Origin of the sequence: Desulfatibacillum aliphaticivorans DSM 15576 (assembly GCF_000429905.1) — a bacterium.
Lineage (GTDB): Bacteria > Desulfobacterota > Desulfobacteria > Desulfobacterales > Desulfatibacillaceae > Desulfatibacillum > Desulfatibacillum aliphaticivorans.
Genome location: NZ_AUCT01000013.1, coordinates 135042 through 157690, shown reverse-complemented (window position 1 = coordinate 157690; position 22649 = coordinate 135042). Strand labels below are relative to the sequence as shown.

Below are 22649 nucleotides of genomic sequence, written 5' to 3'. Positions count from 1 at the left end.
GATTTGTCATACACTACCAAAAGGAGGGGGCATGAAGCGAAGCGGCTCAAATTTGGGAAGGCGGTCAGGGCTGAAAGGCAAGGGGAGGACAGGCCTCATCATTCAAGGTCTTTCATGGTTTTCCACGGCATTGATTTGTGTGATGCTGGCCGCCCTGCTTGCAGGCTGCGAGTCTTACGAGGAAAAGCAGGCCAGGCTGGCCGCGGTCGCCCTGGAAGCTCAAGGGGATGAGGCCTCCAACGCTGCGCAGGAACTGGAAGATCCCATCCTTGTGGCAAAGGTCGCCCTGGAGGCCAGGGAAGAGTACGCCCGGTCCCGGGCCGTTAGAAAACTGGCGTCGCAACCAACCCTTGAAACAATAGCCCTGAAAGACCCCAGCGGCTTTGTGCGGGAAATCGCCGTGGCAAAACTGGTCGACCAGGCATTGTTGGGACGGATCGCCCTGGAAGACGAAAACTCAAGCGTGCAAAAGGCCGCCGTGGAAGCCTTGGCGGAACAGGAGTTATTGGCGGAAATCGCCATTTTGCTGGATGCCTCTCGCGTTCCCTCCCTCGCCGTGGAAAAACTAACGGACCAGGCATTGTTGGAAAAAGTCGCCGTACAGGCTGTAAGTTACCAGGCGCGCGAGCGGGCGGCGGAAAAAATTCAGAACCAGCAACTGCTGTTCCGCATCGCCCTGGAGGATCAGAGCCACGGGGTGCGGGCCGCCGCCCTGAAAAACCTGAAAGACCCTGCGCTGCTATCAGAGGCAAGGGCCTGGACCTATCCCCAGGACACCAAAAAAATTACAGACCAGGCCCTTTTGGAGCGCATCGCCACGGAGTCGGAAAAAGTGGAGGTAAGCCGGGCGGCGGTGGAAAAGCTCACTAACAAGCAACTGCTCATTGATATCGCCGTCAGGAAAGGACGCGACCGATTGGTGCGCTTTGCCGCCGCCGAGCGCCTGGGGCCTGGGTATCGCCCCCTTTTGGACCCTTGGATGCATCCGGGAAAAACATCCCGCGTGCGCAATCCGGACTTATTGAAGGAAATCGCTCTGGAAGCAGCCAACGCGTACGTTCGTGAAGCTGCAGTCAAGACCCTGATCAACGAGCGGCGCAAGTCATATTCCAGCAGCAGGGATAGCCTGCTAAAACAGGACCAGGCGTTTTTCCAAAAAATCGCCCAGGAAGATGAGGATGAGGACGTGCGCGAGGCTGCGGTGCAGGGCCTGATCGACCAACATCTTCTGGTCCGGATCGCCATGGGGGATGCAGCTTGGAATATCCGCCGGGAAGCGGCGAAAGCCATAAAGGACCCGTCCCTGCGAGAGGATGTGGGCAAATGGTTTTTTCCAAAAGAAACCAGAAAGGTGAAAGACCAGGATCTGTTGACCAGGATCGTCCTGGAGTCCCAGGATCACAGCGTACGGTCAACCGCCGTGGAATCCATTAACGACCAACAGCGCCTGGCCAAAATCGCTGTTGAGTCCAAGGACGTCCAGGTCCAAAAACTTGCGCTGGGTGGCTTGAATGACCAGAACCTCCTGGCCCGGGTGGCCCTCACGTCCCTGGCGCCCTGGGGAGGAGGGCTTAACGCCCGCGTGCTTTCCATTCAAAAGATCACGGACCAGACCATTCTTAAAAAGATCGCCTTGCAGGATGAACAATGGTGCCATGTCTTTTCCCAATATGGGACAGGCGAAACATCCAGGCTGGCGGTTCGCATCCAGGGGACGGATTGGCGGCATAAGGACAGCCGGTGCGCCTTTTACCACGCCTCGTTCATGGTGGATGACCGTAACGTACTCCGACGGATTAACAGGGATTATCCGGAGCGCCAGGCCAAGTACGCCCGGCTGAAATTGGCGCTTCTGGACTGGGGGCGTGCGGATTTTCAATACAAGATTACCATTCTCAACCCCTCCCGCACCTATGAGACCAGCGTGAAGTATTCTGCAAATGCCGGGGCGGCGCAATCGGCTCAATCGGGAATTCCCATCGGGTGGGATAAGGTGTATGGCGAGGAGGCGGCGCTGGCTGTTTTTCAGGGGCGCAGGAAGATCTGCCAGTGGAGGGGCAGTACCAGCTTCCCCCAAAAATTAGCGGGAAAGAGGTCCGAAATACAGCTTGATGTCGATCCCCACAAGGTTCTCGCTATCCTGGATAAATCGCCTTACTTTCATAAATAAGGCGCCCTGACGCAAACCGGTTAAAGACCAAGAGAATTGACGCCGAGCGCGCGTTATACATGCTTAAACGGCTAAGTGAAGACGGCGCGCCTTAAAAAGCCTAAAAAAATCAGGAAGATGGCGGGTTGGCAGGCCTTAGGAGCCCCCCCTTTCACACCCCAAATGCACAGACAGGCTGTCTGAAAAAAATGGTAACCAGCCACGTTTTTCAAAGCATCATGCCTGCAAGGCCTTTCCAACCCGCTTTTACCCCCCTGGCGCGCAAGTTACGCTTGTCGCGCCCACCCTACATCTAACTTATTAGGAATCCTCCAACGATAACGGTTGATATTTATTAAATCACCTGATCCTCCCTTAAAACCTGAGCCAAAGCGTCGCCTGCAACGAATTTGCACGCCCTGGTTCTGGCCGTCGGCGCAAACAGCCTTTTCAGCGTCACTTTTTGGGAAAGCGCCCCACCCAAAGCCAGGTCGTCCATGGCCCATTCGGAGGTCGGTTTTTTCTTGGCCAGACGCCGTTCTTTCATGGCGGGATAGCGCAGCTCCCCGGCCTCGTTGCCCACCACTGCCAGGCAGGGCAGGGGCGCCTTGACGGTTTCATAGCCGCCCTGCAAAACCCGTTCGATCAGCGCATGAGCTGAATCAGGGACAATCTTTTGAGCCAGGCTCACTGCCGGAATTCCCAGAACATAAGCCAGCAAGATCCCCGTCTGCCCGGCGTTGCTGTCCGAGGCCTGCCGGCCGCAAAGAATCAAATCATAATCCCCGATCTTTGCCACGGCTGCAGCCAAAGCCCGGGCCGTGGAAAAGCTGTCCTGAACGCCGTACTCCGCCCCCTGGACCATCACAGCGGCGTCCGCGCCTGCGGCCAGGGCTTTCAGCAGCACGGCGCTGGAAACCTTCTTCCCCATGCACAAGACCGTGATTTTGACGTTTTCCTTATCCGCGTCCTTGATGCGCAAGGCGGCTTCCAGGGCGTTTTCGTCAAACAGGGACAGGGCGGGCGGAATGCCTTTGGGCTCCACCTTCATGTCCTCTACGTTGATGCAAAAGGAGTCCCTGGGTCCTTCCGGATCGGGCGCCTGTTTCATGCAAACGATAATGTTCATCACATCTCCCTTTATTTGCTCCGCCCCAAGCCTTCCAGAAGCTGAGGCAGCACTTCTTTGTAGTCGCCCGCCACTCCGTAGTCCGCAATCTTGAAAATCGGAGCGTCTTCCTTATCGTTGATGGCCACGATGGTCTTGGCGCCTTCCATACCGCCCACATGCTGGGTGGAGCCGGATATGCCCACGGCTACGTACAGGTCGGGAGCGACAATGGCGCCAGTGATGCCCACCTGGGCGCTTGGCTCGATCCATCCCAGATCGCAGGGAGGCCTGCTGGCGCCCAAAGCGCCGCCCAGTTGGTCGGCAAGCTCCCGGAGAATTTCAAAACCTTCGGGCCCGCCAAGCCCCCTGCCGCCCGAAACCACAATCTCCGCGTTTTCCAAGCCCTGGGCGTGCCCGTTTCCGCTTAACACCTGCTCCACGGCCTGAATCTTTACGCTGCTTTGATCCAGGGATATTGCAAGGCTTCGTACGGGAGACGGGGCGCTTTCCCCCGGCTTGGCCGGCTCAAAGGACTTGGAACGGAAAGTCGCCAACCGCGGGACGCCTTCCACCGCATAGGCGGCCATGACGTTGCCGCTGTATACCGGTTTGATAAAAAGGGTCTCGCCGGAATCGAACTCCAGGTCCACACACCCGGTAACCAGCCCGGAATCCAGTGCGAAAGCCAACCGAGGCGCCAGGTCAATGCTTTGGAAGGTCTCCCCCATGACCAGATAGTCCGGCTTAATCTCGCTGCAGACCTGCTCGACAGCCTGGGTGTAAAGCTCCGGCTGATAAACCTCCAGCAAGGGCTGATCCACAACCAGAACCTCGTCCGTTGGAAAAGCCCGAAGCGATTCCGCAGCCTGTTCGATTCCGCCTCCCATGACTAATGCGGCCAGCTTGAGGCCGACCTTTTCAGCGATCATCTTTCCTACAGCCAGAGCTTCCAAAGACGAAGGCAAAACCTCCCTGTCCCGGGACAACTCCATCAGCGCCAGCACCGTACCCATATTACGCCCCCTCTCTGCTGAGTTTCATACGAATCTTGGAGAATGCGCCCAGCATGGCGTCTGCAGGAATCTTTTCACTGATCGTGTACAGGGCTTTGCTGAATTGATAGATCCTGCCGATATCCCCTTCCACGGCAAGATCGCCGTCCAGGATAGCCTGTAAAGGCGCGGTGCGGTCTCCTCGAATGACGGCCATGGACGCATCCAATAAACAGGAAGACGAAGCCCAGGAGATGGAAAGGTCAGGGTCCGGGATGTCCCTCCTGCCGGAGCTTAACTTTCCGTTGTAAACCGTATAATACCGGACCAGCTTTTTCGGGCCGGCCTTAAACACCATGGAAAAATCCTTCTCCTCCAGCCGGCGGCTCACCGGAGGCAGGTAAGAGGCGGCCTTGGCTGCTGCGTACACCCCAAAAAGCGCACAGGACAAGCCTAAATCCTTAATCACATCCATGTCTCTCTTCCTTTATTTAGAGATGAATCTGTTAAGCAGGTTTTGCTTTTTCTTAAACCGGCGATACAGGGAGATGGCGCTTTCGGACGCCAGCTCCGAGGCCACGTTGCCCCGGCCCACGTCCGCGCCCACGTAATACAAGCCCTGGATAGGCGAAACCTTGGAAGGCCGCAGCATCCCCACCTGGTCGATGGTCTGGGATACGCCGATGGCGTCGCCGTACGCCCTTCCCGTGGACTTGGAGATGTCCTTGGGCGTGGACACGTCGCAGAAAACCGTGCTTTCCGCAATGCCGGGAAAGAAATCCTCCACCTGCTTTTTCAGCTTGGCAGCCACCAGGTCCCAGTCCATATCGCCGTTACCGTTCTTGCTGATGGGCGCGCCGGAGATAACCGAAAGCACCTGCTTGCCTGGAGGCGCCAGGGCAGGGTCCAGCTTGGAGGGCGAAATGTACATCATGGGCAAGGTTTCGGGGACCTTGCCGTCCAGCAAATCCTGGTTGATATTTTCAATCTTGTCCGGCATGACTCCGCCCCACACCCAGGGCGTCACCCACTTGTCCAAGGCGAACTTGAGGCTTACGCCGCCGTAGGAATACTTAAGGTTCCGGATGCGATTGACGTACACGCTGTCAAAATGCTCCGGCCCCACCAGCTTGTCCACGGTCTCGCGCACTCCGATATTGCTGACCACGGAGTCCGCCCAAATCGTCTCGCCGTTGATCCGCACCCCTTTAGCCTTGCCGTTTTCAACGACCACGTTTTTCACCGGGCAGCCCAATTCCACGTCCGCGCCGTATCGTTCGGCCGCCCTGATAAAGGACTTGGGAATCGCGCTGATTCCCTCGCCGGTCACGGGGTAGCCCATATTCAGGAAATCCTTGAATCCGGCCTGGGACATGCGGATGGACTCCCCGGCCGAGGTTTCCTTGTCCAGCGCCCCAAATAGCACCACGGCCAGGCCGCCGTAAAAAGCGCTGATGTACTTGTTGTCGATATAGTTCTTCATGTAGGAATGCATGTCCACATGGTCGTACCGGCGGATTTTTTTCTCCGGCATGGTGCGGCGGACAAGGTTCCAGCGGACCATGTTGGCAAGCTCCGTCGGGGTGAAGCCGAAGGCTCCCAACTGCTGACGCCCCTTGGAGCTAAGCACGTAGGAATACACGTTCTGCCTGATTTCCAGGGGCTTGTCCGCAATGATGGACTTGACCGCCCAGTTTCTGCACACGGAAAAGGGCGGAATCAGGTCCTTGCACTTGGCAAGGCGCAGGACCTCGCCGTGGGGACCTTTCTGGCTGCGCATGAGCACATGCCCGTGATCCAGCTTAAATCCCTTCTTTTCGTAGGTTGCGGTGCGCCCTCCGATGCGCCGGCTTTTTTCCACCAGCAGGGTTTTGTTCCCCAGGCTGCTTAAAAGCGCAGCCGCCGCCGCGCCGCCGCACCCGGAGCCTATCACGATTACGTCGTATTTGTTTTTCATAGTAGAAACCTTAAGCCCCCGTGAGTTCCGCCAGGTTGGTCAGCATGGAGTCCGCCGTCCGGTTGGGGTCGATCATGCGTTGAATCGCAACCATGTAATTGGAGTATTCCTTCCGCTTGGCCCAGCCCGCGGGCATGGACATATAGGCGGCGCCCAGATTTTTCTCCAAGGCCCTGCCGTATCCTTTGAAGATGATGCCCAGAGCCTCCGCGTCCGGCTCAGCGTAATCCGCATGGCAGGCGTGCTCCACGTGAAGAAAGTGGCCGTTTTCATCCAGGCAGGCGTAGGCGTTGTCCTCGCCGTCGTTATAAACCCTGTTTGTGGCGATCCATTCTTTTTTCACGTCAATGGTTTCGTCCAGGGCGAACTTCATGCATTGGTCAATGGTTTCGTAGGTCAGGGGCGGCACGCCCGTGTTGGCGCCCGTGGGCATGTATGCGGACTTTGCGATCCACTGAGACCGCACCGCGTTCTGAACCGCCACTTCATAAGCCGGGTCGCCCAGATCCTTGGGATCCACGATAACTCCGCCGGTATCTTTGATGATGTGTTCGAACACCTTGACGTTATAGTCGTACTGTCGTTGGGAGGCGGCGTTGAAAAAGAAGGTCCAATATCCGTTGGGGAAGACCTTGTGCAAATCGCCTTTTTCCTTCATTTCCCGGTATTCCTGGTTGGTGGTCGCCAAAGAGCTCATGAGAGCGGAGGCGGACCAGCGGTTGGTATAGTCCAGGATTTCCGTCTCGCCCAGCCTATACAAGGCGTCGCATTCCTGATCCCGGTCGTCCCAGGACACGTAGCGCACGAAGCTGAGAGGCATTTCCTTGGTCTTGAAAAAGGGAGGATGGCCTTCGCATTCGTAAGGAGGTCCGTACCAGGGATAGAGTTTGAGGGCGATCTTTGTAAACACCCCGTTGCCGCCGATGTTTCCCACGGCGCCGCGCATCATGCCCCGCAGGCTGGGCCCGGGGCCGTCCCCGCAAAACCAACCTGCATTGGGTGTGTCCACCGATCCGAGACGCAGAATCTCCCCCGAGGGCAGCACCCACTCAATGGCCAGGGGGTTGCGCTCGTTCATGGAGGTCCTCACCGAGTTTCCGCCCGTGCCCTGCATGCTGGTGGCGCTGGCCAGGTTGGAGGCGTTGGGGCCCGCCCCCACAAGGTGAGGGGTGTAGCCGAGCTTCATGGCCTCCACCTGGGTTTCGCCCGCGGTGGCGTAGGGTTCGGTGATGACGTAGCCTTCCGGCTCCACAAACTCCAGGCCGTCCATGCGGCGCATGTCCAGAAGCACGCAGTTTTTCGACGTGGCCAAAGCGCAACAGATCCACCCCGTGGAATGCGCCTTGAATCTAAGCCCGAATTCGTTGCAGATTTTCACGACCTTCTGCACCTCTTCCGTGCTTCCGGGAAGAGCCACGGCCGCGGGACGCGCCCACCAATAGCCCGAGGCCGCCGAGCCCAAGCCGTTCATATGGGAGTAAGTTTCTATGACGCCCGGGTCGTCTGAAATGTTTTCCGCGCCCAGGGCCTCTTCGAGAGCTTTTTTTGCTTCCAATGGGATTGCCAAAACTTTATCCTCCAATGGCTTGGTGAACCAGTTCCACGATGTCGTATATCTTCATATCGCCGCCTGTGCTTTCCAGCGTGTCCTTGAAATTGCGCTCGCACCAGGGGCAGGCCGTGACCAGGGCTTTTGCTCCGGTGGCCTCGGCTTCCTGAATTCGCTCGGAGGCGGTGGCCTCGGCCATTTCCTCGAAAGCCTCCAAAACCCCGCCGCCCGCGCCGCAGCACCAGCTGTATTCCCGGGTTCTTTCCATTTCCGTCAGTTCCACGCCGGGGATGGCTTCCAGGATTTCCCGGGGCGCGTCATAGCACCCGTTCTGGCCCAGGCGAATGGGCTTTTCCGGCACAGGGCCGAAAAGATGCGGCCCAAGGCGCTGATATTCGCCCTTCCATTGCACGCCGGGCTCGCCCCGCCTGCCCAGGTGGCAGGGGTCGTGATAGGTCACGGCCATGGGAACCTGGTTTTTCAGCGTGAGCTTGCCTTCAGAAATGAGGTTGCTGATAAACTGGGTGATGTGAACCACTTCGGCATCCAGGCCCCAGCCGTGGGCCGGGTAATGCTCGTTAAAGGTTCCGAAGCAATCCGCGCACAGGGTGACCACCTGCTTGGCGCCCGAGGCTTTCACCCGGCCGGCCATGGCTTCGGCGAAATTTTGAAACACGCCTTCAAAGCCCATTTCCAGAGCCCGGCCTCCGCAGCAGGATTCCTCGGCTCCGGCGATGCCCACGCTCAGGCCGGCGTTTTTCATGATTTCCACGGCCATTTTCAGGATCGGCCAAAATTCGTCGTCAAAGGACATGCGGCAGCCCACATGCAGCAGGACGTCCACCTTTTCCCGGCTGATGTCCTTGAGGCCCAAGCCTTCGGCCCAGTCGCCCCGGTGCTTTTTGGGCTCGCCGAAAACGTTGTCCTCGCGCTTCAACCCTTCGATCACAAACATATGCTCGGGCATCATTTCGCCCTGCTCCACAACGTGGGTCCGCAAGGCCTGCATGACTTCGATGGGATTCAGGTTGAAGTTGAAGGTGCGGCACTGCACCTGGCAGGCGCCGCACATGGTGCATTCAAAGACGATCTGCTTCATCATCTCCGTGTATTCGTCCAGCCTGCCTTCCACCACGGCCAGCCCCAGCGCCGCCCTGCCTCCCGCGGAAAAGGAATGGAAGTTCCGCAGGGAAATGGAAGGGCACAAATAGGAAAACCGCTTGCTTTTGATCAATTGAAAGGGGATGAACTTGCAATATGAGCATCGGTGGCAATGGGACATTTCATAATGATAATCGATCAGAGCCATGGGCTTTAGTTCTCCTTGAAACACAGCTTTCCGGGGTTCATGACGCCTTTGGGGTCAAAGACGGCCTTGAGCTTGTTTGCGTATTTGACGAAGGTTTCGTACCTGGGATAAACCAGGCCGCTCCAGGGGCCGTAAGGCCTTGAAAAATACGCTCCGTTTTCAAACAAGGCCTTGCTCGTCTCCATGAACAGAGGCTTAAGCGCCTCCGCCTTTTCCGGGCTGACGAAATAATCCAGCCCGCAGTGGCAGACGGCCCCGTGAACCGCCATCTGCAGGTAAACCCCCACGTCGTCCGGGTTGAACCCGCCTTTTTGGGCCAAAGCCAGGGCTTGCTCCACGTATCCGGCCGCCTTGTTGGGAGGCGCCAGGAAAAAAAGCTCCCGGCAGTCGCCCTGAGCGCGCAGCTTCCAATAGGGCTCGGCCGAGCATTTCCGCACTACTTGCGATAGGTAGGCGGCGCCGGTCACGCCCCCGATTCGGGAGGACAGGGGCAATTCCAGCTTTTTGGCTTCGTCTTTCAGGTCGGCGGCCTTGTAATTGAATTGATCTTTTGCCAGATCTCCGAATCCGGCGACGCTGGCGACCAATACATAAGGAGGCAGCTTTTCCTTAAGGGCCTCGATCTTGTCCGCCTCCGTCTTCAGCAGGCTGGCGAAGGTCAAGCGGTTGACCACATACAAGTCGTCCGCCAGACGCAGGTTTAAAAAGCGCCTGGCCGCCTCCATCAGCGGCGCGGGAGAATCCGCCTCGCCGAAAAAAACCTGCTCGTGCTCGGGGAGCAGCTCGCAACGCAGGGAAATCCAGTTGCAGACCCCAAAGGAGCCGGAAGAGCCCTGGGCGATCCGCCTGAAATCCATGCTAATGGGAGACATGGGCAGCTTTTGGGCGCCGCCCGTGGCGCGCTGGGCCTCCAAGGTGGCGGCCGGGCCCGCGGCCCCGCCGGTGCGCATGGTGTTGCCGTCCCCCAGGACGAATTCAGCGCCGGCCACCGGGTCCCCCAGGTCCCAGGCGTAACGCGGAACCGTAAAGGGCTCCCTTTCCATATAGGCGCCGATCACCGACTTGGAGCTTTTGGGCGCCAAAGGAAACATGGCCCGCAGGCCGTGCTTGTCCAGTTCGGCCTGAAGCTCGCCAAAGGTCACCCCCGGCTCCACCAAAGCCACCCGGTTGCGCCGGTTGATCCACATGATCTTGTTCATCTGGGACAGATCCACTATCACGGCGCCGTCAACCGAGGGCACGCTGTCCCCCCGAAACCGGGGCGCGCCGGAGCTGACGGGAACCAGGGACAAATCCATTTCATTGGCCAGCTTGACAATATCCTGCACTTCGTCAGGATTTTCCGGCCTCACAATCAAGGCCGGCGCCTTTTTCCCCACATAGGAATGATCCAGGGAAAAAGCATCCAGTTCGCCGGGGTCGCCGGACACCCGGTTTTTTCCAACAATCTTGGCAAGCCTGCTTTCAACACTCATATTCATACTCCGCATTTGGTCAGGACTTCGTCGCAAAAGGCCGTCAGGGGCTTGCCCAATTGGCCGAGGAATTTTCTGGTGGAGAAAGACATGAGGGGCAAGACGGAATTAAGTTTATTAACCCCCGCCTGCCAGCCGTCGCTCTTATTCCCGGAGGGCGCCTTTTTGCCGCCCCTTACGGTGACAAGCCGCTCTCCGCTCAAGTACAGCATGCCCTCAAAACCCTGGAATAAATAAGGAATAAGATCCAGATCCAATTCAATGACCGGGCCGTCGGTCTGCTCGATCTCCTCTTTGCTTATGGGGACGGCCTTGGGAGGAAAGCCCGGCTGCACCTTAAACCGGCCCAACTCCTTAAGGTCGATGCATAGGCTTTGCTTCTTTTTGGGCGCCGATCCTCCTTTTTTGCCGGAAGACGCCTTCATGGACATGGCCGCCGCGCCAAAAAGGGTTTCCAGGTCCTCTCGGCCGATTTTAAAACGGTCCTTGATTTCAAAACCTGACCTGTCCAGCTTAAAACGGCCCAAAACGGTCAGGCTTTTCTCCAAAACCTCCAACGGAGGCGTCTCGCCGCTTTTTACTTTTTTTACTAGTTGTTCCACCCGCTTCAGGTCCTTGTCAGGAAGCCTGGGAATGTCGCCGATTGCCATAATCCTCCCCCGTTATTTGCATGAAAAAGATGTGCGTTGCCGGAACTATAGGCAATTCCTGTGCCAAGGATCAGGGTCGGCGTAAGTGCGGACGGGAAGCGGATGAACCCGAGTGGAGTCAAGGAGGTTTTGCTACTATGGGATCGAATTTAAAGAGGAGAAACTATTACTTATTTGAGTCATTATACAGGCATTGGGAAAAATGAACCGATTTGAACGCATGGTTAAAAATTTTTTATAAGCCCCAGGGAAGGCGGAATGTGTCAGATCCGGCGGGCGCCAAAAACTTGGGAAGGATCGTTCCCAAAAACAAGGAGAGATCAGACAAAACAGGCTGATAAACAAGGACATATTTGCTTTGGGAAAAATCATGCCCAAAATAGGCCTAATCAATCCCAAGATCCTTCATCTTCTTAAACAAAGTCCGCCGGCTGATCCCCAACAAATCGGCGGTCCGGCCCTTGCGCCACTTCTCCCGCTCCAAAGCCTGGCTGATAAACTGCCTTTCAAACCCGGCCGCAGCCTTGAACAGGTTCCAGGCCTCCTCTCCCCGGAGGGCGATTTCAGCGGGAGGCTGAGGAGCGCGCCCTCCCTGGTCCTTGTCATGGGACAGGCCGGAGAGGTCCAGCTTTTTCAAGGTGACGTAGCGCTGGAGAACGTTCTGCAGTTCCCGCACGTTGCCGGGCCAATGGTGGTTTAACAGCGCTTCCATCACGTGCCCGGGCAGGGGGGAAGCCAGGCTGTCCCCGCCGAACTCCCGCAGGAAGTGGTCGATCAAAAGCAGGATGTCCTCCTTGCGGCGGCGCAAGGGCGGCAGATGGATGGGGATGATGTGAATCCGATAGTAAAAATCCTCCCGGATCAGGCCTTTTTTTACAGAGGCGGCCAAGTCCCGGTTGGTGGCGGCGATGATGCGGATGTCCGTGTCTTTTTCCTCGCCCCCGCCCACGGGGGTGAAGCCCCGGCCTTCGATCACCCGCAGCAGCTTTACCTGCAAATTCAGATCGATCTCGCCGATTTCGTCCAGGAACAGGGTTCCGCCCCGGGCTTGCTCCAGGTATCCGGCTTTGTCTGCATAGGCGCCGGTGAAAGCGCCTTTTTTATACCCGAAAAACTCGCTTTCCATGATCTGCCCGGGGATGGCGCCGCAGTTGACGGCCACGAAACGCCCCTTGCTCCGGGCGCTCATGGCGTGGATGGCCCGGGCGGCCAACTCCTTGCCGGTGCCGGACTCCCCGTAAATAATCACGTTGGCGTCGGACTCCGAGGCTTTTAAAATCAGCTCGTACACATTCTGCATGGGCAGGCTTTTGCCCACGATGTCGCCGAATTTATAGCGCTCCCGCATGGAGGATTTAAGGCGCAGGTTTTCCTGGCGCAGGGTCTTTTCCGTTTCCTGCAGGGCCTGCTCCCGGCGTTTGCGCTCGGTCACGTCCATTAAAATGGATTGCTGGAAGACGCCCCCGGAGGCCTGGCGCGCGGGGGAGTTGAGGGAATAATACCAGCGAAGGTCTTTTCCGAACTGCGTTTCCGAACGCACGGTCTCGCCTTTGGTAACCCGCCCCATGGCGCACCAGGGGCAGGGCGTCGCCCGGTTGTGGATGGCCTGGTGGCAGGTTTCCCCAGAGGCGTCCCGGCCGATCCATGCCATCATGCGGTCGTTGAGGTAGTGCAGGGTGTAATCCGGGGAGGCTATATAAATGAAGCCCTCAAAAGCGCCTACAATGGCGGTCAACTGGGCTTCCTTTTCCTGCAGCGCCTTTTCCGCGCTGCGCTGATCCGTCACGTCCCGGGATATGCCGATGATGCCCGACGGCGCCCCTTGCTCGTCCTGTAAAAAACTCACCTGGGTTTCGCAAAGGCGGATGGAGCCGTTTTTGTGTATGATTTCAAAATCTATGGAAAAAGGCCGGAAAAAATCCTCCGGGTTCTCCGTGCGCTCGTTGCGCACCTCCAAAAGCCGCTCCACCGAATCCTGGGTCAAAAGGGCCGGGTTGTAATGCAGAAACAGCTCCTCGGGGGTGTAGCCCAGTATCCGCTCGCTGGAAGGACTGATATAGGTGGGCGTCAGGTTCATGTCCGTGGTCCAGATAATCTCCCCGGTGTTCTCCACATGGGTTTGATACTTCTGATACAACTCCAGCATGGCCGCCCGGGCTTCTTCCACGTCCCTGGCCTTGGGCGCAGCCTCCCAATGGCTTAAGTGCTCCCTGGCCTCCTCGTCCCGGCCGAAGCCCGGCTGGCTGAACCCGAAATCCTCGGGCTTGTCCTTCTTTCCCAACGCAAAGGGCTGGATCTCGCCCTTTTCCTGGAGCTGAGACTGACAGATCCCCAAATCGTGCATGAGGCCGTCCCCGCTCTGGTAACGGTCTCCGGGCTTTTTCTCCAGCAGCTTCATGACGATCCGGCAAAGCGCCTCGGGAACGGAAGAGTTCACATCGCCCAGATAAACCGGCTCTTCATATCCATGGGCCAGCACCATCCTCACGGGGTCGTCGTATTGAAAAGGCGGGGCGCCGCCCAAAATTTCGTAAAACAGGGCGCCCAGGCTGTAATAGTCGGACCGGTAGTCGATCCAGCGGTTCATGCGCCCCCCGAACTGCTCGGGCGCCGCGTAGGGCATGCGGAGATCCAGGATGTCCCGGGAAAATATCCGGAAGTCCTCCCGGCTGAGCAGGCAGGAGAACGGATACTCGCAGATAACGACCCTGTTGGTCCGTGCCTCCGCCATGACGGCGGCGGGCCGCAGCTCCTTGTGGGTGAATCCGGCCCGGTGCATGTCGCTCACCCCCTGCACCAGATCCAGGGCCTTATCCAGAAAGACGGCCAAATTAAAAGGAAGGCTCTTAAAAAAATCCAGCAGAGGCGTTCCCTGCAGACGCTCGAACGCGAACAAAAAGCCGTCTCCGTCAGGACCCGGCAGGCGCTTGAACTCCAAAAGCGGAACCGCGTGCTCCGAACGCATGCCGCTGATGCGCTCGTATTCATCATTTATATGGGCCGCCTCGGAAGGGGAGAGCTTGCCCGGAGGAATATGCTTGATGACCGCCGGCTTGCCGTCGGCCGTGCGCACCCCATGGTACAGGGTGAATACAGGCCCTTCACCGGTTTTTTCCAATCCGTCGAAACCTTCGAGAGAAACCATATATAAGCCCCTTGCAGTTACAAGGCCGAGAGGAGCCTGGCAGAGTCCATGTTGTTGCATGTCGGGAATCCGGCTGGCGGGCGCCTTTGGGGTCCCCCTCCCTAAGGCGCCTTGTCGATTGCGTTTATTCAAAGCACGAGCGCGCCCCCGGGTCAAGGCATAGTATGGTTTTTTTAAGGAATTTTCCCGTTCCAGGGGACGGGGAGGGAGGGTCTTGGGGCCGGGAAAGGAGTTTCTGTCTGAACAGGGCCATTCTCGAATGATATTCATGAATCAGCAAACGGAGATATTCGGTTTTATCCCTAAAGACGCAAGCGGCGAAAAAGTTTTATCCGCGAAAAGACCTGCTATATATGCCTAAGCAGGGAATTTGCTGTATGAGACATCTCAAGGCCCAATAAAAATCGCTTGACAGGGTTATGAATATTATTCAATATTAGTTCGAATTTGAACGATAATATCTGCGCTTCCGTTTTTGTTTCCCAATAGCAACCTGCCAGTAACGGCTTTACAAGCAATTCTGACTTTTCAGGACCGGAGGAAGCCCGACGAAAAATGGGGCGAAGTTCCCATGGCCGTCATCGTGCCCAACGAGCAGGAACTGACCGAAAAATTGGTATTGCAATTCTGCGACGGCAAAATAGCCAGATATAAATTGCCCAAAGCAGTAACCTTTGTGGAAGCCCTGCCCATGACCCCCACCGGCAAAGTCCGGAAAAGGGTCCTGGAAAGGCAAATAATGCAGTGATTCAGCCTGGGCGGCGGAGGGGCCGCCCTTTGTTGGAGGACGCAACATGAACCAGGATGATGTGGTGATCGTCAGCGCCGTAAGAACGCCTTTCGGCAAGTTTGACGGATTGTTGAAAAGCACGGACAGCATCGAGCTGGGGGCCTTGGCGCTCAGGGAGGTCGTGGACCGAATTGGTCTGGACCCCAAAGAAGTGGACGAAATCTATTACGGGACCTGCATTCCGGCCGAGTACGCCATTTACACCAACGTGCCCGCCCGGCAAATCAGCCTGCTGGCCGGGTTTCCGGAAAGCTCCATTTCCCTGACCATTGATAGGGCGTGCTGCTCATCCATGACCGCTTTGCGCATGGGGCTCCGGGCCATCAAGGCCGGGGAGGCGGACGTGATTATCGCTAGCGGAGCGGAAAACATGGGCAACACCCCCTTGATAGCCAGAGCGGAAAAAGCCCGCTGGGGCGCCCGTCTCGGCCCCATTGAGCTGGAAGACGTGCTGTTCGAACTGGGATACGGCCGCAAAGGCTTCGCCCCCGTAGCGGCGGACGCCGGCGAGGTGGCCCTGGAGTACGGCGTCTCGCGCGAGCTCCAGGATGAGTGGGCGCTTCAAAGCCACGCACGGTGGTTCCGGGCCTTTGACGAGGGCAAGTTCAAAATGGGCGAAGAATTGATGAGCGTTTCGGTCCCCCAAAAAAGAGGCGATCCCATTGTCATGGACAAGGACGAGTCTCCCAGGAACAACATCGACCCGGCCAAAATGGCCAAGCTCAGGCCGGTTTACGGCAGCCCCACGGTCACGGCCGGCAACGCTCCGGGCCTGAACTCCGGCGCTTCGGCCATTGTCATCATGCGGCGCAAAAGAGCCGAATCCCTGGGCCTGAAGCCCTTGGCGAAAATCGAGGCCTGCCAGTCCGCCGCAGGATCGCCCAAGTACATGGCCTGCGTGCCCGCTCAGGCCATCCAGGCCATGCTGGAAAAGACGGGCCGGTCCGTGGACGACCTGGACCTGATCGAAATCAACGAGGCCTTCGCCGCCGTCACCCTGGTCAGCCTGAAAATGCTGGCCCAGGACAACATGGACAAGTTCGCCGAACTGCAGGCAAAAACCAACGTCAACGGCGGCGCCATAGCCATCGGCCATCCCGTGGGCGCCAGCGGCGCAAGAATAACCATGACGCTCATGTACGAGTTGATGCGCAGGGGCGGGGGCCTGGGCGCAGCCGCCATTTGCGGCGGACTCTCCCAGGGGGAAGCCTTGATGTTATCGGTATAGAAACCATTGGAGGATAATCAGCATGGAAAAATGGCTGGAGCAAGTAGAGCCTCTGACTTTTAAAGGGCAAATCGCCGTGCCTTACACATGGTGGGCGGGCGAGACAGGAAGCCTGTTTCTCATGGGGCTTCGCGACAAGGAAACCATTATGGGATGCCGCTGCAACAGCTGCGGCACAGTCTATGTTCCTCCCCGCAGGACATGCGCGCAATGCTTTACGGACACGGGGGAATGGGTCCAACTGAGCAACGAGGGAACCGTTCAGTCCTACACCGTCGTCCGGTTTTCACACCCTCTGCAGCCTGTGGAGGTCCCGTTCGCATACGCCATGATCCAACTGGACGGAGCGGATGTGAGCCTGGTGCATTTGATCAAAAAGGATTTGGATAAACTGGAAAAAGGAGTCCGGGTGCGCGCCTGCTTCAAGGAGAAATCCGAAAGAAAGGGGCATATCCTGGATATTGACGGTTTTGAGATCATCTGATTCCGGTTTGCGGAGGATACAATGGACAACATAGCCATCGTTGGCGTTGCACAGACAAAATACGCCAAAAGAAAAAAAGATAAAACCTGTGCGGACCTGGTCTTTGACGTAACCCGCGCAGCCATGGAAGACGCCGGCCTGACCCTGGGGGACGTGGATAATGTAGTGACCGTCTCCAACGACTTTATTGACGGCCGGACCATTTCCTCCATGGCCGTGGGCGACGCAGCCGGCGCGCACGACAAAAACATCTCCACCGTGGAAGGCGACGGAACCTTCGGCGCCCTTTACGGCGCCATGAGAACCCTGGGCGGATTCGGAACCACCCTGGTGGTGACCCACGCCAAAGGCAGCGAAGGGGATGTCCGGTTCATCACCAACGGAATGTTCGACCCCATCTACCAGCGCCTTTTGGGCCTGGAATCCATCAGCTCCAGCGCGCTTCAGGCCCGCATGTACATGGACCGCTACGGGCTGACGGAAGAAGACTTCGCCAGGGTTTCCGTCAAGAATCACGCAAACGGAAAAAACAATCCTTTCGCCCATCTTCAGTTGGACGTGACCGTGGACGACGTCATGAACTCGGAAAAGCTGGCGGATCCGCTGAAAAAGCTGGATTGCAGCCCGGTCAGCGACGGCGCCGCAGCCATAATCATTGCCAATGAGTCCCATGTAAAAAAGGCCAAAACAAAGCCCGTCTGGGTGCGCGGAATGGCTCATTGCTCGGACGCCTATCTCCTGGGCGACCGCGATCTCGCCGTTCCCCAATCCTTGGCCGCCGCCTCGAAAAAGGCTTACACCATGGCCGGAATCTCCGATCCCTTGAAATCCATCGACCTGGTGGAGCTGTACGACGCGTTCAGCTACATGGAGCCCATGTGGCTCGAAGGCATGGGGTTCTGCGAGGCGGGAAAAGGAGCAAGGCTCCTGGATCAGGGCGTCACCGCCATGTCCGGCGGCCTGCCCGTCAACCCCTCGGGCGGCGTTTTATCCTCCCACGCCATGCTGGTCGCAGGATTGGCCCGCATCATCGAGTCCGTGCTTCAGCTGAGAGGCGAAGCAGGACAGCGGCAGGTGGAAAACGCTAAAACAGCCTTGGCCCACGGAATCAACGGTGCATGCGGCCAGGCCCATTGCGTGTGGATTCTCGGCAACCAAAAATAAGAGGTTAACCATGGCCCAAAAAGTTGCAATCGTCGGAACCGGCCAGACCGATCATAAAAGTCACAGGCCGGACGTAACAGGACAGGAAATGATCCGCGAGGCCGTCGATAGAGCCCTGGAGGACTGCGGCATCACCATCAGGGACATCGACGCCATTGTCATTGGCAATATGGACCATTTCGAATCAATCAATTATGTGGACAACTGGAGCATCGAAGGCTCCGGCGGGTTCATGAAGCCCATTATGAAGGTCACCACGGGCGGAACCACAGGCGCCTCCGTGGCCATCGCAGCCTATTACCACGTGGCCTCGGGCATGTTCGACCGGGTGCTCGCCATAGGGTGGGAGAAAAACTCCGAAAGCGACACCACGGGCGCCATCATCACGTGCAGCGACCCCATTTGGGACCGCTTCTCCTATTCCGGCGCCATTCCCAGCCTGGCCACCGAAGCCACGGCCTATATGAAGCAGTACGGCGCCACCCAGGAAGACGCTGCCCGCGTGGCCGTGAGGGACCGCAACAACGCCCTTAACAACCCTCACGCCCACTTGCAGCGGCCCATCACCCTGGAGGACGTCATGTCCTCCCCCATGCTGGCCCATCCCATCAAACTTCTGGACGTCTGCCCCAGGACCGACGGCGCCTGCGCCGTGGTTTTCGCCGCGGACGGAGAAGCCCAAAGGCTGGCCAAACAACCCGCCTGGGTGCACGCGACTGCCGTGCGGCACACCTATAGCTGGTTCGGGGATTCCACGGACTATGACGCCGGGCTGGTCTCTTTGGCGCGCGCTTCCCAGGAAGCTTACAAAAAAGCGGGCATAAGCAATCCGGCCGAGGAGCTGGACGTGGCCGAGCTTTATCTGCCATACACCTACGCCGGCATCAAATGGATTGAAGACCTTAATTTCTGCGGCCGCGGCGAAGGCGCCAAATTCGTCCGGGACGGAAACACAAACATGGACGGAATGATCCCGGTCAACCCCTCAGGCGGCGTGATCAGCACAAACTGCATCGGCGCCACGGCCCTGCTCAGGGTGGCCGAAGCCTCCATCCAGGTAATGGGAAAAGGCGGAAAACGCCAGCTCCCCAAGGTCAACAAGGCCCTGGCAACAGGCTTCGGCGGATGCTTCTGGTCCGACGTGATGATTTTAGGCGCTGAACGCTCTTGAGGATTGCAAGGAGGAATCTTTCATGACAACTGAAAGAGATTACGACAAATTGCTCACGGTTGCATTGGATAAAGCCATGCCCTATGATTGGTCCATCGGTCTGCATGGCAGCATGTTTTTCCAGGAAATTCGGGAGAATCAGCGGTTTGTGGGAATTCGCTGTCCCCAATGCAAAAAGGTCTACGTGCCGCCCAGGCGGGTCTGCGGACCCTGCTACACGGAAATGGACGAACTCGTGCCCCTGTCCGACACCGGGACCTTGCGGGCCTTTTCCGTGGTGAACTACCCGTTCATCGACCCCAACACAGGCGGACAGCGCCCTGTTCCCTACACCTACGGATACATTCAGATGGACGGCGCGGACAATATCTTTTCTCACATCATCAACGAAACCGACGTCAGCAAAATTGAAGTGGGCATGAGGCTCAAAGCCGTGTTCAAGCCCAAAGAAGAAATGCAGGGACATATTACCGATATCATACATTTTGATATCATCAGCTAAAGGCGAAGCAGGGGAGGCGGCTATTTTCATCAACCTCGCCAGGCGGACATTCCTGCGGCCGGGATCAGCCGGCGCAGGAGTCCGAGCAGGATTCAGGCCCGACGCAGGCCCTGTGGGAAACGGGGACTGCATATTGCTTGACTTTAAAACCTGCTTTTTCGCCGTATCGGACAGTTCGGATAGAAATCCCGCAGCCTCCAGAGACCTGCTGCTGCGTTTGGACGCCCTGTTTCGAAAAAATTGCTCCAGGCTTGATCTCGATGAGTCGGGCCTGGAGCCTTTTAAGAAAGAGGCTGTAAATCAGGCGTCCAAGGCTATTTCCGCCGTCCCGCGAACCGCAAGCTGCACGCTTACGGCGCTGAAGTTCGTACAAACCGAAGAGGGTTGGAAAGCCTTGCTCATGCACATGGGGGACAGCGCTTTGTACGCCTACGGCCGCCAAAGCGGAAGGCTGACCATGCTGTCCCAAAGAAATTTCTGGCTGGCGGGCAAAACCAACGCCCTGTATCAGGCCGAATGGCTGGAGGCCGAGCCCGGCGCCTTGTGGATCATGACTTCCGACGGAGTTCCGGACAGCGCCATGAACGCCTGCTTCGGGCGGCGGGTTAACGGCGCGGCGCCGCCTCCGGTCCCGGAGGTGCATGAGGTCCCGGAAGCCTTGTTAACATTAATCGCTCAGGAAAATACAGTACAGGATGACGCGGCGATAATCGCCCTGGAACCCGGCCGGATGAAGCCGGTTGACGCCTGCATTATTATGGGGGGCGCCACAGGCATGCAGGAAAAGGAATACATCAAGCGTTGCATATCCCTGGAGTACAGAGACCGGAACGCGCCCGTGGATTTCAAAACGCCTTATGCGTGCCCCGTAATCTGACGCTGTTACTTTTTCAGGAGGCAGCGAATCATGAGCGCTAAGTACGATACTATAATCGTCGGCGCAGGCATCGGCGGGCTTGGCGCGTCCGCCATTCTTGCCAGGGAAGCCGATCAAAAAGCAGGGGACGCCTATATCGGCAGGGGCCTGGCGGCCAACGGCGCTTCCACCAGCGCCATGCTGTACGCTGACATGATCCTGAAGGAGTTGGAATCCTCATAAAATAACTATTGCCCGGGCGCCGTTTTGCAGGGCGTCCGGGCTCCAACGCGACCAATCCGGAAAAATCGCTTAACTTTTCTCTCATAATCATGGCTCATAGCCATCGAAGGCCTTGAAACCAATTCAATTTAGAGGTATTGCTGTACGCCAGTTCAAGTTTGATAAAAGGCTTCGTAGAGTTTGAAATGAGCGACAATAAATACGGTATACTAAAAGCAGCCGAAGAACTGATCGCGGAATCGGGCATCGCCGGCGCCACCATCGCCAAGGTCGCCAAAAAGGCGGGCGTGGCGGATTCCTTGGTGTATCAGTATTTTAAAGGCAAGGAAGACCTGCTTTTTTCCGTGGCTACGGAAAGAATGAACGAGTCCTTGTGCCAACTGGACGAGCAGTTGGAAGGGATTAGGGACCCGGAATCCCGGCTTCGCAAATTCATCTGGTACAGCCTCAAATACAACGACACCCACCCCGGATACGTACGAACCCTCTTGTTCGAATGCCGTTCAAACAAGGCCTTTTACTCCACGCCCGGCTATCAGGTCATGAGAAAGCACGCCGCTGTCCTCATGGATATTCTGAAAAGCGGCATCCAGGAAGGCGTGTTCCGAAAAGACATCAACCTGTATCTGCTCAGGGAATGCGTTTACGGCCTGGTGGATTTCGAGGCGGTCAGCAAACTGGCCATCGGCGAACTGGACGAAAGCATCAAGGACTTCGACGACATCATGACGCTCATTCTGGCCATGATTTCCGTCAAACAGCGCGATGCCAACAACGACAAGGAGCCCCGCATACTCAAGGCCGCCCTGGAGGTATTCTCGCAAAAAGGCTTCGGCAAGGCCAGAATCACTGAAATCGCCCAGTTGGCGGAAGTGGCGGAAGGCACCATATACGATTATTTTAAAAACAAGGAAGACCTCCTGCTTTCCATCCCGGAAAAGCGCCTACAGGCCCACGTGGACGCGTTGTCCGAGGCCTTTATCATCAAACCGCCCTTGTCCAAGCTCCGCAGGTTCATCAAATTCCATTTTTGGCTGTACCTGCCCGACAGGGACTTTCTGCAAGTCTTTCTCCTGGACGTCCAATTGAATAAAAGGTTTTACGGCTCCAAGGCCTTTGACCTTTTTATGACCTACATCAAAACCCTGGAGGACATCATCAAGGAAGGCCAGGAACAGGGCGACTTTAGAACCGACATCAACCCCCATGTTTTCAGAAACATGTTTTTGGGCGCTTTCAGCCACATGGCGCTCCGCTGGGTTATCATGGATAAGGACAACCGCTTCGATAAAATGAAGGAAATCGAACAGTTGACCAACCTTTTCTGCCAGGCGGTGGTCGCAGCCTGATTACGGGCTTTTGTTAACTCCTCCAACTCGCAATAATGCGCTCCTATTCTTATGGAAAAATTTTGCTTTGCTGAGTACCGGCAGGCCGTGGACGGCGATTGGCGGGGACCCAGTGCCTTTAGCGTCTACCCCAGCCCCATGGCCTTTTTAAAGGCCGTCTGGCAAAATCAGCGGACGGCCTGATTTATCGTCCTTTTACCCATAGGCCGCATTGACGCAATTTATGCATCCCGTTCGTTTTTCCTTGACAGAGCGCGTGGAAAAACTTTATAGCCAAACAAAATTAGTCGTTACGGACCCTTCGGGGTTAAAATGGGAAAGCGGTGCAAATCCGCTGCGGACCCGCCACTGTAAGTGAGGACGAAAGCTGCACAAGCCACTGTTTGCCAAGGCAAATGGGAAGGCGCGGCAAGTAGAACGATTCACGAGCCAGGAAACCTGCCGTAACCGTTGCCGTTCCATTCGCCTTCGGGTCTAAGGCGGGATGCGGATTCGTTATATCCGTGATCTTCGCTTTGTAGGGCA

The 22649-nt window shown here is 57.1% G+C and carries 19 protein-coding genes and 1 riboswitch; of the genes, 10 read left to right on the top strand and 9 right to left on the bottom strand.

Going from position 1 to position 22649, the window contains the following annotated elements:
- Nucleotides 1-31 precede the first annotated feature (31 nt).
- Nucleotides 32-2170 (top strand): hypothetical protein, encoded by a 2139-nt coding sequence (locus G491_RS0114510; RefSeq protein ID WP_028315104.1) that lies wholly within the window; start codon nt 32-34, stop codon nt 2168-2170.
- Between the two features lie 334 nt (nt 2171-2504).
- On the opposite strand, the gene G491_RS30910 is transcribed toward G491_RS0114510, so the two are convergent.
- The 9 genes from G491_RS30910 to G491_RS33980 form a co-directional block, all read right to left on the bottom strand.
- Nucleotides 2505-3278 (bottom strand): electron transfer flavoprotein subunit beta/FixA family protein, encoded by a 774-nt coding sequence (locus tag G491_RS30910; RefSeq protein WP_051327274.1) that lies wholly within the window; start codon nt 3276-3278, stop codon nt 2505-2507.
- An 11-nt stretch (nt 3279-3289) separates the two neighbouring features.
- Nucleotides 3290-4273, bottom strand: coding sequence for an electron transfer flavoprotein subunit alpha/FixB family protein (locus G491_RS0114495; RefSeq protein ID WP_035218962.1), 984 nt, complete (start codon nt 4271-4273; stop codon nt 3290-3292).
- 1 nt (nt 4274) lies between these two features.
- Nucleotides 4275-4727 carry a hypothetical protein gene (locus G491_RS0114490; RefSeq protein ID WP_015948770.1) on the bottom strand — a complete coding sequence of 151 codons (453 nt, stop codon included), beginning with the start codon at nt 4725-4727 and terminating at the stop codon, nt 4275-4277.
- A gap of 12 nt (nt 4728-4739) precedes the next feature.
- Nucleotides 4740-6209, bottom strand: a complete 1470-nt coding sequence (locus G491_RS0114485) for a phytoene desaturase family protein (RefSeq protein ID WP_028315102.1) — start codon at nt 6207-6209, stop codon at nt 4740-4742.
- Between the two features lie 10 nt (nt 6210-6219).
- Nucleotides 6220-7776: an FAD-binding oxidoreductase gene (locus G491_RS30905; RefSeq protein ID WP_051327273.1), complete on the bottom strand. Its 1557-nt coding sequence runs from the start codon at nt 7774-7776 to the stop codon at nt 6220-6222.
- A gap of 4 nt (nt 7777-7780) precedes the next feature.
- On the bottom strand, nt 7781-9067 hold the full coding sequence (locus G491_RS0114475) for a (Fe-S)-binding protein (protein WP_028315101.1): 1287 nt from the start codon (nt 9065-9067) through the stop codon (nt 7781-7783).
- Between the two features lie 5 nt (nt 9068-9072).
- Nucleotides 9073-10542 carry an FAD-binding oxidoreductase gene (locus G491_RS0114470; protein ID WP_028315100.1) on the bottom strand — a complete coding sequence of 490 codons (1470 nt, stop codon included), beginning with the start codon at nt 10540-10542 and terminating at the stop codon, nt 9073-9075.
- Between the two features lie 2 nt (nt 10543-10544).
- On the bottom strand, nt 10545-11192 hold the full coding sequence (locus G491_RS0114465) for a hypothetical protein (RefSeq protein WP_028315099.1): 648 nt from the start codon (nt 11190-11192) through the stop codon (nt 10545-10547).
- Between the two features lie 385 nt (nt 11193-11577).
- Nucleotides 11578-14337: a sigma-54-dependent Fis family transcriptional regulator gene (locus tag G491_RS33980; protein WP_051327272.1), complete on the bottom strand. Its 2760-nt coding sequence runs from the start codon at nt 14335-14337 to the stop codon at nt 11578-11580.
- 475 nt (nt 14338-14812) lie between these two features.
- Here G491_RS33980 and G491_RS36550 point away from each other — a divergent pair, with 475 nt between their 5' ends.
- From G491_RS36550 to G491_RS0114405, 9 genes are all read left to right on the top strand, one after another.
- A complete protein-coding gene (locus G491_RS36550) occupies nt 14813-15085 on the top strand; it encodes an AMP-binding enzyme (RefSeq protein ID WP_282705989.1) in 273 nt (90 codons plus the stop codon).
- 46 nt (nt 15086-15131) lie between these two features.
- The gene (locus G491_RS0114440; protein WP_028315098.1) at nt 15132-16355 is read left to right on the top strand and encodes a thiolase family protein; all 1224 of its coding nucleotides are present in this window, start codon (nt 15132-15134) and stop codon (nt 16353-16355) included.
- Between the two features lie 22 nt (nt 16356-16377).
- Nucleotides 16378-16839 carry a Zn-ribbon domain-containing OB-fold protein gene (locus G491_RS0114435; protein ID WP_028315097.1) on the top strand — a complete coding sequence of 154 codons (462 nt, stop codon included), beginning with the start codon at nt 16378-16380 and terminating at the stop codon, nt 16837-16839.
- A gap of 21 nt (nt 16840-16860) precedes the next feature.
- Nucleotides 16861-18003 (top strand): thiolase family protein, encoded by a 1143-nt coding sequence (locus tag G491_RS0114430; protein WP_028315096.1) that lies wholly within the window; start codon nt 16861-16863, stop codon nt 18001-18003.
- Between the two features lie 10 nt (nt 18004-18013).
- Nucleotides 18014-19174, top strand: coding sequence for a thiolase C-terminal domain-containing protein (locus G491_RS0114425; RefSeq protein WP_028315095.1), 1161 nt, complete (start codon nt 18014-18016; stop codon nt 19172-19174).
- A 22-nt stretch (nt 19175-19196) separates the two neighbouring features.
- Entirely contained in the window at nt 19197-19676 is a 480-nt protein-coding gene (locus G491_RS0114420) for a Zn-ribbon domain-containing OB-fold protein (RefSeq protein WP_028315094.1), read from the top strand.
- Nucleotides 19677-19809: 133 nt separating this feature from the next.
- Nucleotides 19810-20553, top strand: coding sequence for a SpoIIE family protein phosphatase (locus G491_RS0114415; RefSeq protein ID WP_169829439.1), 744 nt, complete (start codon nt 19810-19812; stop codon nt 20551-20553).
- A 30-nt stretch (nt 20554-20583) separates the two neighbouring features.
- Nucleotides 20584-20775 carry a hypothetical protein gene (locus tag G491_RS0114410; RefSeq protein ID WP_028315092.1) on the top strand — a complete coding sequence of 64 codons (192 nt, stop codon included), beginning with the start codon at nt 20584-20586 and terminating at the stop codon, nt 20773-20775.
- A gap of 185 nt (nt 20776-20960) precedes the next feature.
- A complete protein-coding gene (locus G491_RS0114405; RefSeq protein ID WP_028315091.1) occupies nt 20961-22124 on the top strand; it encodes a TetR/AcrR family transcriptional regulator in 1164 nt (387 codons plus the stop codon).
- 276 nt (nt 22125-22400) lie between these two features.
- Nucleotides 22401-22584, top strand: a riboswitch (cobalamin riboswitch).
- Nucleotides 22585-22649 lie beyond the last annotated feature (65 nt).